At 39.3% G+C, this 16015-nt stretch carries 21 protein-coding genes and 1 pseudogene; 17 read left to right on the top strand and 5 right to left on the bottom strand.

Annotated features, from left to right (window positions below; translation table 11 throughout):
* Nucleotides 1-6 precede the first annotated feature (6 nt).
* The 3 genes from CZ382_RS12655 (at nt 7) to CZ382_RS12645 (ending at nt 3002) form a co-directional block, all read left to right on the top strand.
* Complete coding sequence (locus CZ382_RS12655) at nt 7-813, top strand: PTS mannose/fructose/sorbose transporter subunit IIC (RefSeq protein WP_088051583.1); 807 nt, start codon at nt 7-9, stop codon at nt 811-813.
* Nucleotides 814-833: 20 nt separating this feature from the next.
* A complete protein-coding gene (locus CZ382_RS12650; RefSeq protein ID WP_088051582.1) occupies nt 834-1745 on the top strand; it encodes a PTS system mannose/fructose/sorbose family transporter subunit IID in 912 nt (303 codons plus the stop codon).
* A 240-nt stretch (nt 1746-1985) separates the two neighbouring features.
* Nucleotides 1986-3002: an oxidoreductase gene (locus CZ382_RS12645; protein WP_088051581.1), complete on the top strand. Its 1017-nt coding sequence runs from the start codon at nt 1986-1988 to the stop codon at nt 3000-3002.
* Between the two features lie 35 nt (nt 3003-3037).
* Here the strand turns inward: CZ382_RS12645 and CZ382_RS24250 are convergent.
* Nucleotides 3038-3230: pseudogene (locus tag CZ382_RS24250) on the bottom strand (hypothetical protein); the annotation flags it as partial.
* Between the two features lie 129 nt (nt 3231-3359).
* Between CZ382_RS24250 and CZ382_RS12635 the strand changes: the two are divergent.
* The 12 genes from CZ382_RS12635 (at nt 3360) to CZ382_RS12580 (ending at nt 12429) form a co-directional block, all read left to right on the top strand.
* Nucleotides 3360-3557: a hypothetical protein gene (locus CZ382_RS12635; RefSeq protein ID WP_088051580.1), complete on the top strand. Its 198-nt coding sequence runs from the start codon at nt 3360-3362 to the stop codon at nt 3555-3557.
* A 366-nt stretch (nt 3558-3923) separates the two neighbouring features.
* Entirely contained in the window at nt 3924-4856 is a 933-nt protein-coding gene (locus CZ382_RS12630; protein WP_088051579.1) for an L-lactate dehydrogenase, read from the top strand.
* Between the two features lie 363 nt (nt 4857-5219).
* Nucleotides 5220-5657, top strand: coding sequence for a hypothetical protein (locus tag CZ382_RS12625; protein ID WP_088051578.1), 438 nt, complete (start codon nt 5220-5222; stop codon nt 5655-5657).
* Between the two features lie 306 nt (nt 5658-5963).
* Nucleotides 5964-6227 (top strand): Ada metal-binding domain-containing protein, encoded by a 264-nt coding sequence (locus CZ382_RS12620; protein WP_088051577.1) that lies wholly within the window; start codon nt 5964-5966, stop codon nt 6225-6227.
* Entirely contained in the window at nt 6228-6698 is a 471-nt protein-coding gene (locus tag CZ382_RS12615; RefSeq protein WP_088051576.1) for a hypothetical protein, read from the top strand.
* Complete coding sequence (locus tag CZ382_RS12610) at nt 6698-7204, top strand: hypothetical protein (protein WP_088051575.1); 507 nt, start codon at nt 6698-6700, stop codon at nt 7202-7204. Before CZ382_RS12615 ends, CZ382_RS12610 begins: the two co-directional genes overlap by 1 nt.
* 197 nt (nt 7205-7401) lie before the next feature.
* On the top strand, nt 7402-8403 hold the full coding sequence (locus CZ382_RS12605) for a glycosyltransferase (protein WP_088051574.1): 1002 nt from the start codon (nt 7402-7404) through the stop codon (nt 8401-8403).
* Nucleotides 8404-8795: 392 nt separating this feature from the next.
* Nucleotides 8796-9167, top strand: coding sequence for a CidA/LrgA family protein (locus CZ382_RS12600; RefSeq protein WP_235000427.1), 372 nt, complete (start codon nt 8796-8798; stop codon nt 9165-9167).
* Nucleotides 9160-9849 carry an LrgB family protein gene (locus tag CZ382_RS12595; RefSeq protein WP_088051572.1) on the top strand — a complete coding sequence of 230 codons (690 nt, stop codon included), beginning with the start codon at nt 9160-9162 and terminating at the stop codon, nt 9847-9849. The genes CZ382_RS12600 and CZ382_RS12595 overlap by 8 nt, the downstream gene beginning before the upstream one ends.
* 278 nt (nt 9850-10127) lie before the next feature.
* Nucleotides 10128-11015, top strand: coding sequence for a LysR family transcriptional regulator (locus tag CZ382_RS12590; protein WP_088051571.1), 888 nt, complete (start codon nt 10128-10130; stop codon nt 11013-11015).
* A 193-nt stretch (nt 11016-11208) separates the two neighbouring features.
* Nucleotides 11209-11724 carry an acyl-CoA thioesterase gene (locus CZ382_RS12585; protein WP_088051570.1) on the top strand — a complete coding sequence of 172 codons (516 nt, stop codon included), beginning with the start codon at nt 11209-11211 and terminating at the stop codon, nt 11722-11724.
* Between the two features lie 333 nt (nt 11725-12057).
* On the top strand, nt 12058-12429 hold the full coding sequence (locus CZ382_RS12580) for a hypothetical protein (protein WP_088051569.1): 372 nt from the start codon (nt 12058-12060) through the stop codon (nt 12427-12429).
* On the opposite strand, the gene CZ382_RS12575 is transcribed toward CZ382_RS12580, so the two are convergent.
* Complete coding sequence (locus tag CZ382_RS12575; protein WP_088051568.1) at nt 12426-12659, bottom strand: hypothetical protein; 234 nt, start codon at nt 12657-12659, stop codon at nt 12426-12428. The two genes, CZ382_RS12580 and CZ382_RS12575, sit on opposite strands and share 4 nt — an antisense overlap.
* 93 nt (nt 12660-12752) lie before the next feature.
* On the opposite strand from CZ382_RS12575, the gene CZ382_RS12570 reads away from it, so the two are divergent.
* Nucleotides 12753-13361 (top strand): DedA family protein, encoded by a 609-nt coding sequence (locus CZ382_RS12570; protein ID WP_088051567.1) that lies wholly within the window; start codon nt 12753-12755, stop codon nt 13359-13361.
* Nucleotides 13362-13427: 66 nt separating this feature from the next.
* Here the strand turns inward: CZ382_RS12570 and CZ382_RS12565 are convergent, their stop codons facing one another.
* The 3 genes from CZ382_RS12565 to CZ382_RS12555 all read right to left on the bottom strand — a co-directional run bounded on the left by CZ382_RS12565 (nt 13428) and on the right by CZ382_RS12555 (nt 14738).
* Nucleotides 13428-13844 (bottom strand): hypothetical protein, encoded by a 417-nt coding sequence (locus tag CZ382_RS12565; protein WP_140392732.1) that lies wholly within the window; start codon nt 13842-13844, stop codon nt 13428-13430.
* A 102-nt stretch (nt 13845-13946) separates the two neighbouring features.
* Nucleotides 13947-14219 (bottom strand): hypothetical protein, encoded by a 273-nt coding sequence (locus CZ382_RS12560; RefSeq protein WP_088051565.1) that lies wholly within the window; start codon nt 14217-14219, stop codon nt 13947-13949.
* A 204-nt stretch (nt 14220-14423) separates the two neighbouring features.
* The gene (locus CZ382_RS12555) at nt 14424-14738 is read right to left on the bottom strand and encodes a DUF4870 domain-containing protein (RefSeq protein ID WP_088051564.1); all 315 of its coding nucleotides are present in this window, start codon (nt 14736-14738) and stop codon (nt 14424-14426) included.
* Between the two features lie 361 nt (nt 14739-15099).
* Between CZ382_RS12555 and CZ382_RS12550 the strand changes: the two genes are divergently transcribed.
* On the top strand, nt 15100-16005 hold the full coding sequence (locus CZ382_RS12550) for a hydroxymethylglutaryl-CoA lyase (RefSeq protein ID WP_088051563.1): 906 nt from the start codon (nt 15100-15102) through the stop codon (nt 16003-16005).
* The last annotated feature ends 10 nt before the right edge of the window (nt 16006-16015 follow it).

The following is a 16015-nucleotide window of genomic DNA, read 5'->3' as shown; positions in this document are numbered from 1 at the left end:
ATAATTATGGATTTGACTATTATTCAAATAATATTGATTGTTATCGTAGCATTTTTAGCTGGTATGGAAGGCGTATTGGATGAATTCCACTTTCACCAGCCAATCATTGCTTGTACGTTAATCGGCTTGGTTACAGGGGATTTAGCGGCATGCCTTGTTTTAGGTGGTACCTTGCAACTGATAGCTTTAGGTTGGGCAAACATCGGAGCTGCCGTGGCGCCAGATGCTGCATTAGCATCTGTTGCATCTGCAATTATTTTAGTTTTAGGTGGTCAAGGTCAAGCCGGTGTATCTTCCGCAATTGCGATTGCAGTTCCACTTGCAGTTGCAGGTTTATTATTGACAATCGTCGTCCGTACCATTGCAACAGGAATAGTACATTTAATGGATGCTGCAGCGAAAGAAGGGAACTTTAGGAAAATTGAAATGTGGCATGTTATCGCTATCTGCCTGCAGGGGTTACGTATTGCAATTCCAGCTGCATTGATTGTGGCTATCGGTGCAGGTCCGGTTAGAGACATGCTCGAAGCAATGCCGAGCTGGTTGACAGACGGTTTAGCAGTCGGCGGGGGAATGGTAGTAGCCGTTGGTTATGCAATGGTAATTAACATGATGGCAACAAAAGAAGTATGGCCATTTTTTGCAATTGGTTTCGTATTAGCGACTATTCCATCTATCACCCTTGTGGGTCTGGGCGGTATCGGTGTAGCTCTTGCACTTATCTATTTAGCGCTTACTAAACAAGGCGGTTCGGGTAATGGCGGAAACGGAAACACTGGTGATCCATTAGGCGATATTATTGATAACTACTAAAGAAGGAGGAGGACATTAAAATGGCACAAGAATTGAAATTATCAAGAAGAGATCGTATTTCTATTTGGTGGCGTTCCACTTTCATTCAAGGTTCTTGGAACTATGAGCGTATGCAAAACGGTGGTTGGGCATTTTCCATGATCCCCGCAATCAAACGATTATATAAATCAAAAGAAGATCGTGCTGCTGCACTGGAACGTCACTTAGAGTTTTTTAATACCCACCCTTATGTGGCTTCCCCTATTATTGGTGTAACTTTAGCACTTGAAGAAGAACGTGCAAATGGTGTACCGGTTGACAACAAGGCAATTCAAGGGGTTAAAGTCGGAATGATGGGGCCTTTAGCAGGTATCGGGGATCCAATGTTCTGGTTCACGGTTAAACCAATCCTCGGTGCATTAGCGGCTTCTCTTGCTATGACCGGTAACATACTTGGACCAATTCTTTACTTCGTTTTATGGAATATCATTCGTATGGGATTCATGTGGTATACACAAGAACTTGGCTACAAAGCTGGTTCTAAAATTACGGATGACTTATCTGGCGGATTACTTCAGGATATTACAAAAGGTGCAGCAATACTGGGGATGTTCATCCTTGGTTCATTAGTTAACCGTTGGGTATCTGTAGCATTTACACCAACGGTATCTAAAGTTCAACTTGACGAAGGTGCTTATATTGATTGGGATAAATTACCTGCTGGGTCTGAAGGAATTAAATCTGCAATGGAACAGCAAGCTGAGGGCCGATCATTAAGCGAATATGAGGTAACTACTTTACAAGACAACTTGGATAGCTTAATTCCCGGTTTAGCTGGATTGTTGCTAACACTTCTTTGTATGTGGCTGCTTAGGAAGAAAGTTTCTCCAATTGTCATGATACTTGGATTGTTCGTGGTTGGTGTCGTCTTCCACGTTATACACTTGATGTAATAAGTAAAGATACTTACCCGAGCTTTTTTAAAGATTTAATATAAGTCTGTATCTAAATAACGTATATAAATAGAGAAGTGCCTCCTAGTATGATAAATTTATCCATATAAGGAGGTGCTTTTTCAACGATTCAATGAAAGAAGTCGAAGAAAGCCTTTCACTTGGCGTTCGGATAGGTACAGACTGTTTCTTCGGTATTAACAGAAGATATTGCATATAAATACATTTCAGGAGGCTGCTATGCTTACTATCGGTTATATTGGAAATGGGAAAAGTACGAACAGATATCATCTGCCATTCGTACTGCAAAGAGAGAATATAAAGGTAAAAACAATTTATCGAAGAAATCCTGAACATGATAGCTGGGATAGGATTGCAGGAGTAAATTATACTTCTGATTTAGATGAATTATTAAATGACAAGGACATTCAACTCATCGTGGTTTGCACAAGACATGACAGCCACTATGAATACACAAAAATCGTATTAGAACATAATAAAAACTGTTTGGTCGAAAAGCCTTTTATGGAAACATCAAGACAGGCAAAAGAAATATTTGCATTGGCAAAAGAGAAAGGATTAATTGTTCAGGCGTACCAAAATAGACGATTTGATAGTGATTTTTTAACCGTTCAAAAGGTCATTGAAGAAGGAAAAATGGGGGACTTGTTGGAAGTGGAAATGCATTATGACTATTATCGTCCCGAAGTACCTGAGTCTGTTCATTCCTTTGATCCTGCTTCGTCATTTTTATATCAACATGGCTGTCACACACTAGATCAGGTCATCAGCTATTTTGGCAAGCCTGATCATATACATTATGATGTAAGGCAATTATTAGGACAAGGAAGAATGAATGACTATTTCGATTTGGATTTATATTATGGCAGGTTAAAGGTATCTGTAAAATCCAGTTATTTTAGACTTAAAGAAAGACCCAGCTTCGCCGTTTATGGTAAAAACGGGTGTTTTGTGAAACAAACCAAAGATCGTCAGGAAGAACATTTAAAGTTATTTTACATGCCTGATAACAAGGATTTTGGTATAGATACAATAAAACATTATGGTGTACTGACATATATCGATGAAGAAGGTACAATCCGCGAAGAAAAAGTGAAATCCGTAAATGGTGATTATGGCAGAGTATATGATGACTTATATGAAGCCGTCATAAATGGTAAAGATAAAACCATTACAGATGAACAGACACTGCTGCAAATGGAAATATTAGAAACGGGAGTTAAAAACTTAAAGTAAAATGAAAGGCAAGGCTGATTCTGTTATAGACGTTCTTGATACATGCCTTTATTTATGCGTACGACTTTGCGAAGTTCTTCCAAAAGTGAGATAGTGTGTATTTTCTTTTTCATGAATAATGCCCACTTGTACGAGTTGTTCGGCTTCTCTCCGTAAAGCCTGCTTATAAACGAAGTAGCGATTAATGATGCCGTATTTTGGATATTCCCTTAAACCGCTGAAATTCCGATATTAAAAAGCCCAATTTCTTAGTATTATATTAAGAAATTGGGCTTTTTTCAACTACGAAAAGGACCGGGCGGGGTTTGCCCAGTTTTTCTTAAAGATTGCGATATTTTTGGATAGGATTAGCTGCCTGTGTCGGACTTTCCCGTATTCGGGGTAGGTGTTCATTATCCAGGAGATGTCCTTGCAGCAGCAATTCTAGGTATTTTTGCATCTGCAGTTGCTTGCCGATTTGTATCTAAGCTAATTTTAGTCAAGAAACTATTAGGGATTTATGAAAAAGGGGAACAAATCATTTTGCCATCCAAAAAGAAGGCGAGAGGAGCTTAACGAATAGATCGATTCACCAACTAACGGATAAAGTCCCCCTTCCAAGAAAAGAATAAATATTATTTGGATAAAGGGGGAAATTATGTATAATAATTATCTATGTCAACCTATTGGAGAAAAGGTGAGGCAAGTAAAGAGTCAAGGTTACCAACCGGTGTTCAGTGCATACTAATACTCCGAAATTTTCCATGCAACGACTAAGGGGAAAATAATTAGCAGTTGCAGACATTTAAGGAAATGTTGTATAATTAATTTGTGAAATAAATCACATATATTTTATCTTAAAAATAGGTTGGAGTAATTTCCCTTATTTTTGACTCACCTATGTAAATATTATCACAAATAAGTTTTGCTGGAGGGAACAATATGGGTATTACAGTTGGAAACAAAGTAGTTTTAGTTGGAACGGGAGCTGTGGGTTCAAGTTATGTATATGCGTTAATGAATCAAGGTTTATGTGATGAATTGGTGCTTGTGGACGTAAATCAAGAAAAAGCAAAAGGCGATGCGATGGATTTAAATCATGGAGTTGTCTATGCACCTAGTACGATGACGATCAAATATGGTTCTTATGAGGACTGCCAGGATGCTGCAATTGTGGTAATAAGTGCAGGAGCGGCCCAAAAACCAGGAGAAACAAGATTGGATCTCGTAAGCAAAAACATGAAGATATTTGAGTCGATTGTAGGAGACGTTATGAAATCTGGCTTTAATGGCATTTTTCTAGTGGCAACGAACCCAGCAGATATTTTGGCGTATGCTACTTGGAAGTTTTCTGGTCTACCAAAAGAAAGGGTAATAGGATCAGGGACAATATTAGATTCCGCGAGACTGCGTTTTTTATTGGGTAAAGAGTTTAATACGGCACCGACAAGCGTTCATGCTTATATTATTGGTGAACACGGGGATTCACAGTTTCCAGTTTGGAGCGCGGCTAACATTTCTGGAGTATCGATAGCGTCCAGGCTAACAGATGAAAGAAGAGAGGAACTTGCTGTAGAAGTGCGTGATGCAGCCTATAAAATTATTGAATCAAAAGGAGCCACCTTCTACGGAATTGCCATGGGATTGGCTCGGATCACGAAGGCAATTTTAAAAAATGAACAGGTTGCATTACCGGTTGGTGTGTTGTTAGAAGGCGAGTACGGACATCAAAATGTATATATCGGTACGCCTGCTGTTATTGATCGTTCTGGTGTGAAGAATATTGTTGAACTTGACTTGGATGACGTTGAAAAAGAAAAATTTAATCGTTCTGTTGATACGCTTAAAGGTATTCAAGCTCATTATTGGAAATAATGCCAGAATCCTGCTTAAGCGAATTACTACACAGCTAGCAGTAACGTGGAGAACGGTTTAGCGATGCCTTTAAAATCTTATCGTTTTATGTGAAAACACAATTTTTTGATACTCGGGCCTTTGCTTTAGAAAAGAGTTGAAAGGCCCTTTTTAACTGGTTTTGGTTGCTTTTATTTTGCGGCGTTATGGAGTAGCCTTCTTGAGTCCTATTTTGACAAATTAATGTCGCATTAACCGTTGTTCATGCCCGTATCATTTGATAATTTTGAATAACCTAAAATAGGCCAATTCACCAATTTACAGATAAATGTACCCCCTTTCCGGGATATTGAATAAATTATATTGTGACGGAGGGGGGTAACTATGTATAGTCATTATCCGTATCAACCAACTTCAGACTACGAGGGGAAAAGGGAGACCGGTAATGCGTTACGGCGTCCAACCGGAGTTCAAAGTGGATACAATGTACCTTCATCAAGCAGCCAATTTTCTGAAACACCTAATCATCAACAATACCCTAAAGATCTCCATAAAACACCTAATGGCTACGAAGGATCTCATACATTCACCGGACAGCATAATGGAACAAATGCAAATGGTTACTATTATAACCCAATAACGTATACACCATATAGTGAACCTGGGTTCGATATGAAAACGCAGTTAGACCATATGCAACATCTGCTTGTGCAATTAGTAGAACAAAACAATGAGATAATCCGGCACCTGCAAAATCCGCCAGAACAAACTCAAACTGTTTCAACCCCGTCTGGAGGAGGGGCGGTTATTGTACGCATGTAATTGCTAATTTATTTTTGGTCATACTAGACATCATTTTAGAGTTGTAACTATATATATGAAAAACTCATTTATGAAGCATAAAGCCCTTGGTACCCTATTTTGGGAATACCGAGGGCTGAAGTATTTATTTCATGAAACCTTGAATTGACCTCAGATAAAACTATCACAAACGGTGAAAAGGTTAGTCATTCCTCCTGCCCGACTAATATGTCACTAGTACATACTTCCTGCTAAATGATGTGACTTTAGACAGCATACGAACGGAATAAACGGCAGTACAAGAAAACGAACAGTCATGCAAACGACATCTATCCAGCGAAATCTGGTTCGGAATATTCCGCCGGCCGGTCCACAATTACAACTGTAAAAACAACGAAAATTTATTGCAGGTCAAACAAGCCGAAAAAAATGAATATAGAATTTTTTGTTGATATACAAAAGGTGGAAGCTGTAGGATACCGCCCTTGTAAAAGGCGTCAGGCAGAAACTATTCATCAAAAATATAAGCTCATTTACATTATTCACTTTGTCTTAGCAAATAATAGTAATAAAAAATGTGAGTTGAGCTAGATGTATTCGCTTCTTTTTGTTTACCTGACAATCCTATATATCATCGCCTTTTCTGTTTCCGGGAAAAAGTTAAACGTGTTTGAGAATTTGTTTATCTTTATGGTATTGGAGTTCTTGATCACAAGCTTTTCTGCAATTTTATACGTTAATCTGCAGGTATGGGATATTACGGGGAGCCTTGAACTGTTTTTTGTTTACCGTTTATACGAAGTTATCGTTCTTCCATTACTATACCTGACATATTTTAATTTGCTGGCAGCAATTCGCGGGCGATTATGGAAGGTTATGTTTACGTTTTTTTCCATTGCTGTTATATATGGTACAGAGCTTTTGCTTGTAAAAGGAGAAATAATAGCTTATCGGGACTGGTCTTTTTGGCAATCACTTATCGTTATTTCGTTGGTTTTATTCTCAACGTATATATTATATCGGTGGTTTAGACGCGTTTTACGGAAGGAGGGAATCGGCTAATGACTTTTTTACCAATAGCTTTCGATGAAAATGAAGTCTTTATCATCATTGGGCTAATCCTTTCTTTTTCCCTCTTTTTTTTACTCCCCAAAAGGTTTCCTTTAAGTATTACCATTGTTATGATGCTTTTGGGAGCAGTCATTGCCAGGCTGTTCGATCATTTGTTGTCATCGCCCGATTTGAATTTTTACAATTTGATGGACACAGATAAATATGAATTGTTTGATATTATCGCCTATTGTCTATATGCACCGTTTTCCTATTTTTTTATCTATTTTTTTGAAAAATTTCACATTCGCGGGGTGGGGATTTTCCTGTACATTTTGGTCTGGTCATTATTCGGGATGATGTTTGAAGGGATATCCGTCATCTTTCATTTTTTTAATTACCATGGATGGAAGTTAGCTTATTCGTTTGGTGTGTATCTAATTACACAATTATTGACCTTGCTTTTGTACCGTCTTCTTATGCATGTTCACCAGCGGGAAACAAGGACGAAAGCATAACTATTGTACGGTCAGATAAAGTAATACTTCATCCAGAGGGGTTCCGACAAACAGGCGAGCTAATGCAGGCAAAGGCATACGGACTCTGCACGCTTTAGGGTGATTACAGCCCGTTAATGCCTAATAAAATTATGGACTGTGGTAAAATAATCACAAGAAATTTTAGGAAGAGAAAAACTGTTAAGAGGTAGATAGAGATGAAAAAAGTTGGATTACTGATGCGGAAAATACAATTTGCCGAAGCACAGGGACCTCGTGTTTTTGCCGATAGACTAAAGCAAATCGGAAAGGAATTGGGGATCGACATCGTTTTTATCTCCCCGGAACGGCATGTTAGCGGGTATGACCACTTGTCAGGCTACGAGCACGAAAAAGGGGATTTGGTAAACTACGACATTGTGCTTGATAAAATTTACGCGGAAAATATTGATCATGTTATTTATACCGTTTCAGGCTTTACCTATTTAAAAATGTTCATTAAAAATAGTGTGCTTTTCCCGCACAGTTTTCCGGATCCGGCACTAACCGGTTACGAGATGATGAAACCATTTTATCACATCGTGGATAAGGCTATCGTCCAAACCGAATATTTAAAAACACAATTACATACAGTATTTGAAGTTGATGATGTCACAGTAATTCCGATTGGTTTTAATGAAGCTTTAGCTGACAAGCATTTTGACCCGATGCAAATCGTTCCCAACCGCGTGCTTTGGATTGGCAGGGATGAAGCAAATCGCAGGCCGGATCTGGTTCTGGAATATGCCCGGCAAAATCCGGACAAGGATGTATTTATGGTATTCGGAGGAGAACGGTACAGAGAAAGTATGAAGCAATATTCCATACCGGACAATGTGAATTTACGGTTTGCCTTAACACAGGATGAAATATTCTCGCTTATGAATAGTGCCAAAGTATATTGGAGCTGTTCTATATTTGATACGTTTGCCATGCCGCTGACGGAGGCATTGGCAATGGGAAAAATCATCGTTAAACCGGAGCATCCGTGTTACGATCATATCAGTTCCAAACACGCATTCTCCGGTAATGAAAAGAACTGGTTTGAGCTGGTCAATATGGCTTTGGCATCACCGAATAAAGTATCGCAGGAAAATCGGCAATATGCATTCAACCATTTCTCAAGTGCTGTTATGAAACAGGGTTATCGGGACTTTTTCGATAAATGGCTGCGAAATTAGGGAAAGTTCCTTATCGAGTAGTGAAAGCGCCCGTTCTGATTCATCATTAGGATGATGAATTGGGTCTTATAGAGGATGTTCAAAAAGTCACCAAATGATAAGCGACGAATCGTGTCGCCCGCTTGCTTTTCCGCTCCTCATGTACCTGGGATAAGGATCTTCTGCTAAAACCGCCCACGACAATCGCCAACAGCAGAAGTCAGTACCTCCTGTACAAGCCCGGTGCCGGGAGCTATGCCGCCTCGACCTTCAAGACCCAATTCGGCGACTTTTTGAACACGCACTTATAGGTCGAATTTGAAGACAAAATACTTTTCAAAGAATACTAGAAGGTCTAATATAGATTCTTATAGTATTTTTTTAATCTCCTTTTTATGAAAGAAGTGTCATCATTGTTGAAGCTAGCCAGGATTATTTTACAAATTGCAATTTTATACGGTATTTGTTTAATTGGTAATGGAATTCAGCATGTTTTCCATTTATTTATACCGGGAAGTGTCATCGGCATGATCCTGTTGTTTGTTCTGCTTTTAATGAATATAGTGAAGACAGCATGGATTGAGGATGGTGCAAATGTCATTATTAAAAATTTAACCCTGTTCTTTATCCCCGCTACGGTTGGGATCCTGGATTACATGGATGTTTTTACCGGTAAAGGATCTCTTCTCATTTTTATTGTTCTTGTCAGCACGGTTTTGGTAATGGCCGGTTCAGGTTTTGTAAGTCAATGGATGATGCAGCGGAGGGAAGTTAACCATGATTAATGTACTAATCGGAATGGCAGCAATTGGTGGTACACTACTTATGTATTTGGCAGCGGTAAAGGTTCATCAACATGTTGATTTTACATTTACTCTGCCAGTCATTATTGCAACATTTATGATTGTTGTTGTGCTGTTAACGTTCCATATTCCTTATGACACATACATGATTGGCGGTGAATGGATCAATAAACTGTTAGGTCCGGCCGTGGTTGCACTCGCTTATCCACTTTACCAGCAACGTACTATCCTAAAGGAACTGATTCTTCCCGTTTTCAGTGGAACGATGGTTGGTGCAGTAGTCGGGGTGTCCACAGGTATATTGCTTGCCAAATGGGCAGGTTTTGACGACTTGATTATCTATTCGCTCAGTCCAAAATCAGTAACTACGCCAGTCGCCATGGCCGTCGCCGATTCAACCGGAGGAATAACTCCGTTGGCAGCAGTATTTGTCATGATTGCCGGAATTGGTGGCGTGATGGTTAGCACAATCATTTTGCGGTTTTTTAAAATCAACCACTATCTTGGACGGGGTGTTGGCATGGGCTGTGCATCCCATGCCATCGGAACAGCAGCTGCGATGGAGCATAATCAGCTTGAGGGATCAATCAGTACCGTTGCCATGGTCGTAAGTGCAGTAGTGGTATCAATTATTACACCAGGGCTGATTGTTTTGTGGTTGTAGATAGAACGGAAACGGCTAGCCTGCCTATGTTATGGTAAAAAGCTGTTCGTTGATGTGTCAGTTTACCTTCACCGTAGTAATGTAGCTTATTTACAGCATCCAGCGTTTTCCACTTGTATACATGTTAATACGGAATGGTATTTCTTAATAACATTTAGCATAATAAGAAAAAGTTATCTCATTGCGAAAAAGTATACCGTATGGCTTCTTATGAAGTGAATCGCTACGTTTGGGGAAATATAGTATTATATCGGATAAGATAAAGGTGGTAGGTGTAATTGGATATTAAACATTTGCAGTATTTTGCTGAAGTAGCTCATACTGGCAGCTTTACCCATGCGGCGGAAAATTTGTACATTACCCAGCCTGCCTTAAGCAGAATCATTAAGTCATTGGAAGACGAACTTGGTGTTCCGCTTTTTATACGTTCCCGGAAGGAATTGATTATTACAGATGCTGGCCATATCTTGTATAAACATGCCAAATTAATTGAAAAACAAGTTCGCCTTCTTGAGACAGAACTTGGTAATTTATTTACATTGAAAAAGGGTCATATCCGTATTGGACTGCCAACGATCATCAATTCCTTTTTTTTCTCCCAGTTGATCGCATCGTTTCATAACGAATATCCTGAGGTGACGTTTCAGTTGGAAGAGGACGGTTCCAAGCGGATTGAAGAGAAAATCGTCAGTGATAAATTGGATTTTGGTGTCGTCGTGTTGCCTGCCAAACATGATGTTCTCGACTATTTTACATTTGTGAATGAAAATCTGAAGGTTGTCGTACCACCATCGCACCCACTTGTAAACAAAGCAGAAATATCCTTAAAGGAGCTTAAAGACGAGAAGTTTATACTATTTAACCAGGATTTTTCTCTCAGAAATCTTATCTTGACCGCTTGTGATAGTACTGGTTTTCGACCAAGAATTGTATCCGAAACATCACAATTGGATTTTATTGAGGAAATGGTGGCTTCCGGTTTAGGTATCACACTACTACCTGAAAGTATAAGTCAGGAATTGACAAGTGATGTACAAACGATTGCGGTGGCTAATCCAATCATTGAATGGAACCTTGCAATTATTTGGAAAAAGGATGAATATTTATCTCAGATAAACAAGGAATTTATTCGCTTTGCTAAAAAGAAATTGATTCAAAATATTTAAAACCTTGGTTGAGGCTCCCCTTAATAGGGGAAGCCTTTTTGTTGTTTTACCATGGCGAAGCGTTTCCATAACAATTCGTTATGCAGGCTATGTACGATTAGCATTGTACAGCATTGAGAGAGGGGCGTATACTATTTTCTGTAATAAAATAAGCTTGGAAACTAATGAACGAATAGATAAGGTGATGGGGCATATGAAGTCAAAAACAATTAAAGATACACGTGTTGTTCAAACAGATCAAGTGCTGATTAATGATTTGAATAATTACCACACATTGTTCGGCGGTGTACTGATGAAAAAGCTTGATGCATGTGCGACGCTTTCCGCCCGAAGGCATGCAAGGGTGCAAGAATGTGTTACCGCATCAACAGATTCTGTTAATTTTATCGAACCAATCCGGCAAAGTGACTCTGTTTGTATCGAATCATGTGTTACCTATACAGGAAAAAGCTCTATGGAGATATTTTGCAAAGTTATTGCAGAAGACATGATAACGGCAGAACGTAAAATTGCAGCTACAGCATTTCTTACCTTTGTAGCTTTGGGCGATAATAAAAAACCAATTACTGTACCTGAAGTTGTCCCGGAAACAGAGGAAGAAAAATTTCTTTATCAAACAGGTGCAGAACGGGCAAAAATGCGTCGGCTTAAAAGACAGCAAAATAAGGAACTAGTATCCAAACTTACCTTGGAAAAACCTATTTTGTAAGTAAAGAAAGTATAAAAATTTAGGTTCTATTCTGCTTACGTCAGAGTTGGCCATGTCCAGCTCAAGCGCTAAAGCCTAGCAAACTTCACACTCCTTCACTACGATAAGTCAACATCGGTTCGGGGAGAAGGAAGGCCGACTAAAAACGGCCTTTGCGGCCAACGTCGGCATACCCCTGTGTAGGGGCATGTTTCCTTTATCTCATTGCGGTAGGTAGGAGTGTTCGGTTAAAACCGCTGCTCCCGGCAGCAACACCGAACCACCCGCGTTGCGCGGGCGCAGTTTGTACGTTGCTAAACGGGCGCTTGCGCTTTTCTTATAAGGAGGGATAATATGCTAGTAACGCCGAGTATCAGTGATTTACTAAGTGCACAACAGGCGATTGAAAGTTTTAAAAGGACAAAACCGATGTTATATCGGAGGTTTATGAACGTTATTCATTTGACACGTCAGCTGCAGTATGGATATCAATATATGGGTTGCCTGATTATGAATGAAGACCCAAGCAGGTTTCGGCCAATGTCACAGGATGACTATGTATTGGCTGTTTATCAACAAGAAATTGAAAAACTAAAAGAAGATAGAAATGCCCAAGACTTGAAGCAATTGCTGGATTCCTACAGGCAGATTGGTTATCCTGCTATTTGCAAGCTAATACTTGGGACAAATCCGAAAATATTAGTTGGACCGGTAGTAATCCGTTAAAGAAGCATGTTTTTGACGGTTAATATAATGATGAAACCATAGGACTCCCCTGTGGTTTTTTCTTTGAAGAATAGGAAAGCAAAGAATTGGCAGGCGGTAAAGATATTGAAATCGGCGAGGCAGCCGATTTCTTCCAATCCGACATCTGGCCATAAAAATGCGTCAGCGTTTTTCTTATAAAGGTCCCAAACGGATAGGCCGCTAACAGAAATTAGACTTTTGTCACGCATTAACGTGCTGTAATTCTCCCGCCTCCGGGAACCCCTCATTGAACGAAATTTTCACTTAATGCTTAAAAAATCATTCTGCTACGAATACTAGTAATGGATTCTCAACAACTATCGAAAGCGGGAAGTGGAATGATTCAGCAATTTTTAGATTGGCTCGGCGCGATTGGAAAGCCAGGATTGTATATTGTCATGCTCTTGGAAGGTTCATCACTGCCATTTCCAGGGGTTATTTTGGTGCTTTCTTTTGGTTATATATTATCCCCCGGTTATTGGAATACTGCTTTATTAGCGGTTGAAATGAGCATGTGTTATAGTCTGGCAAGCCTGGTTCCGTATTTTCTGGCGATGAAGCTAGAGGGCTATTTTCCTGAAAGGTTTAAAAAGGGGCTTGATAAAGCAAAATCATTTTTCAAACAATACGGAATTTGGAGTATTGCATTATCCAGACCGTTCGGTATCGGGAATTATATTTCCTTTGTGGCGGGTATGAGTAATGTAAGTGTCGTCAAGTATGCTATCCTCACGTTTGTAGGAATCTATCCATGGGCATATGTCATGATTATGCTGGGGGATTATTTTAACGGCAACTATGAACGATTTAGAAGCTTTTTTAGCTCCAGCAGTGTGTATGTATACATTGGTTTAGTCATTGCTGTTATCGGAATTGCGTTTATTTTATATTATAAAAAGGTAAGAAATTGAATCCCTGAAACGTGAAAAACGGCTATTCTTACCGGATGAACGAAGATAGCCGTTTCCAGGGGTATACTAACGCCAGCGAAGGGACATAGCCAGTTTACAGCAATCCACTTTTTCGACCTTGGAAAACATGTTAAATGTAATTCCATCCGGATTGTAGTCTACATCTACTTTTTCTTTGATTCCGGTTGACTGGATCAGCTGTTTAACCTTCTCTTTATCACCACGCTGTGCTGCGTCCATTACTTGCTGAGCAAATTCCTTTGATGCGGTAAGTTTGTTTAAAAGGACAGTACCAACCTTCATTAATTGCTTAAACGCCCCAGCTGATTCATGAAAAAGTGTTGGATCAGCTTCCGGATATTGTTGTCTGATTGCTGGGAAGTGTCGCTGCCCGGGAATAGCATAGTGTCCGGGAACCTGATAAACTGCTTGACCTGAGGGCAGACGATATACTGGATAGAGAGGAAGGGGATAATACATCAATATGACGCCTCCTGGTTTTAAATTCTATACACTATATGTCTGTTATTTTGTAACGTGTTTGAAAAAATCACTTCCCTAAATTGTTGGCAAGTGATTTTTATCCTATTCAATGACTTGATTAAAAAGCAATCCGTTGTCAAATTCTATAAGCTTCATTCTCCCTGTTTTCTTAATGAAGATGCTTTTGTATTTTTCTTCACCCTGCTTATTTTTCAAAATGACGATTCGTTTGTGTGGATTATCCTCTTTGACGTCAAGCTTATATGCTGACATATCGATATTATCGTTTAAGATTGGATACTCAGGAATTTGTTCCGTATTAGCAGCAGTAGTATTTTCGTCTTCACTTGAATTTCCAGTTGCATTTTGTGCCATACTTCCATTAGCATTTGTTTGTCCGTTCTACCCGATATTGTCACTGGTTGTCCCGCATGCTACAAGTAAAAGTAAGCCCATAGCCCATAAGTAAAACAATTAATTTTTTCATCGCTTTTCTTGTTCCTTTCTTTTGATCTAACTATATAGTAACGCTGTCAGGTAAGCATAGCTTGTGAAAGAAATCAAAATTTGATGAGAATATCAGGTGAATATTTTTATACCTTGCACGACATTCCAAATTAGAAAAATGACATATAAAATACCGGCAATTAGGTACCCTGAAATAATTGTGCCCGTTGCTAATCCGAATGAATTGGAAAAGCTGAAGGCAATACCCAAACCGATAGCTAACAGGAGAACCACAAAAGGGACAATATGTGATAGAAAAGCTCGCTTAGCATGATATTTAACATCGTACTCAGTAACTACAAAATAAACGATAATGGGAAATAAAAAGGGTGCAAAAAAGATACTAAAATAGTTTAGTGATGCTAATATTTTACTGCTGGAATCCATGGTGGTCATCCTTCCTGTCTCAGCTGTCCTTAGTATAGTTTACCGCATTAAGAAAAAATTATAAATAAGGATGTAAGTCCATTACATATGGGAGTTCCCGAAAATTTTTGCATTGAAACAGTTGACATTTTGGGAATATTTATTATATATTGTATTCAACAGTGTTGAATCAAAATAAACTAAATTGAATATTATGATATGAAGGTATAACCAACGTATATGTTACGCACACACAAAGCTGTTTTCGGATATGTAAATAGTGAGCGTTTTATATGCTTACCAGTTGTTTGGAAGCGCATTCAATAAATGGTGATTTTTAAAAGAACTACAATGATGTTCAAAATAGAAGTGGAGGGGGAAAATTATGCGTTGGCCAAATGATGTGCAGATTAAGGAAGTTGGACCACGTGACGGCTTGCAAAATGAAAAGAAACGTTTAGCAACAGCTGACAAGGTAAGTTGGATCAACATGTTATCCGAATCAGGAGTCAGGGAGATTGAGTATTCTTCGTTTGTTCATCCGAAATGGGTACCACAATTGTCTGATGCACACGAAGTTGGCAGGAAAATTAAACGGAACCCAAATGTTCGCTACTCTGCACTTGTCCCAAACAGGAAGGGACTGGAACTTGCACTCGAGGCAGGAATTGATGGAGCATCGGTATTTATGTCCGCAAGTGAGTCACATAACAAGAAGAATATTAACAAAACCATAGCGGAAACGTATTCGGTCTTAGGGGAGGTTATCAAGGGGGCGAAGCAGGCTAATAAGCATGTAACCGGCTATATTTCCACCGTTTTTGACTGTCCCTTTGAAGGAAAAATAGTACCGCAGCAGGTTATTCGTGTATGTGATCAATTGTTTGAATTTGGGGTGGATGATATTTCGCTTGGCGATACGATCGGTACGGCGGTTCCGCTACAAGTGGATCAGTTACTGGAAGTAGTATTGAGTCGCTATCCTAAGGAAAAGATTATCATGCACTTCCATGACACAAGGGGGATGGCTATTGCCAATATAACAAGATCACTTGAATACGGAATCACCAGATTTGACAGTTCGATCGGCGGATTGGGGGGGTGTCCGTATGCCCCGGGAGCTGCCGGTAATGTCGCGACAAATGACGTTTTATATTTATTGCACGGTCTTGGTATCAAAACAGGAATTGACGAGAAGAAGCTTCAGGAAGCGGCATTTTTTATCCAGAAAAAATTGGGAAAGGCACTTCCTAGTAAATCACTCGCATATGCCGAAAGTCAGCATTGAAAGTGTGATT

It is taken from the genome of Virgibacillus dakarensis, assembly GCF_900155625.1.
In the GTDB taxonomy this organism is placed as follows: Bacteria; Bacillota; Bacilli; order Bacillales; family Amphibacillaceae; genus Lentibacillus_C; species Lentibacillus_C populi.
The sequence above is the reverse complement of the archived record's forward strand: the minus strand, read 5'-3'. Positions and strand labels throughout refer to the sequence as shown.